The 796-nt window shown below is 45.6% G+C and carries 2 protein-coding genes; both read right to left on the bottom strand.

The features are described from left to right. Positions 1–27: 27 nt before the first annotated feature. Positions 28–546 carry a hypothetical protein gene (locus tag ACQV2Q_RS08870; RefSeq protein WP_428882513.1) on the bottom strand — a complete coding sequence of 173 codons (519 nt, stop codon included), beginning with the start codon at positions 544–546 and terminating at the stop codon, positions 28–30. Then, the coding region (locus ACQV2Q_RS08865) for a hypothetical protein (protein ID WP_428882511.1) at positions 534–796 on the bottom strand (263 nt) is incomplete at its 5' end. The genes ACQV2Q_RS08865 and ACQV2Q_RS08870, both read right to left, overlap by 13 nt.

Genomic DNA, 796 nt, shown 5'->3' with positions numbered 1-796 from the left:
CAGCGAGTGTTTTGAACGAACGCATTTTCATTCGTCCAAGAAGCCTGAGTATCGGTGTTTCTGACTTTTAGAAGTCTTTCGTGCGAGCATGTTCCAAAACGCGGCCCGCAGAGGGTTTTGCATTTCCTGTTGTAGCGCGAAATTAAAACCGTCCGACTGTTTATAACCGAAAAGCACCGGCAACGTATTGTCACACCAATGATTAGCTTTGTTCCAGCAATTAAATCGACGCTCAAACAGGACGTCCAAATCGGCTGGCAATTCAAACGTCGTATTTTCGCGATTATTCGCTAGAATTTTTAGCGCTGAGAACAGTCCTTTAGTTGAGATATCGAGTGTTTCATTGGTGTCATCCGGCAAAAGGTCTGGACCGTTCGTTCTTTCGGAGAATGTTAACCTATCATAACGCTGGACTTTTTCGCTCTTGTTGAACAAGTACGGAATTTCATAATGCTTTTCAGCTTCGTCTGCTGTGATGAATGCGATAATGTTTCCATCTTCCATCAGGAGCAATGTCCGCTCCGGGCCCGTGATCATAAATAGCATTTATTTCTCCATTCGGATTCTGCGTCAGCAGTGTTCAAAATCAAATCTGGTCCGAATAGTTTTGTTCGAACTAGATAATACAAACTTGGTGGCGAATTCCCTTCCAGCAAAGCTTCGTATGCCGCATCTGGCTCTTGAAATTGTGCATGCCACAACGCGCAGTCGGCTTTCCACGTATCGAAGATTTCTCGCTCGTGAACAGAGAGGCATTCAAGCTTTGCTGCAAGGCTGTTGGCAGGACGGATGGCGG

The organism is Facklamia sp. P12950, assembly GCF_050409465.1.
Classification (GTDB): domain Bacteria; phylum Bacillota; class Bacilli; order Lactobacillales; family Aerococcaceae; genus Facklamia.
The sequence above is the reverse complement of the archived record's forward strand: the minus strand, read 5'-3'. Positions and strand labels throughout refer to the sequence as shown.

Excerpts from the sequence above, each read along its gene's own strand:
- ACQV2Q_RS08870 (WP_428882513.1), bottom strand. The coding sequence starts at position 546 with ATGCTATTTATGATCACGGGCCCGGAGCGGACATTGCTCCTGATGGAA.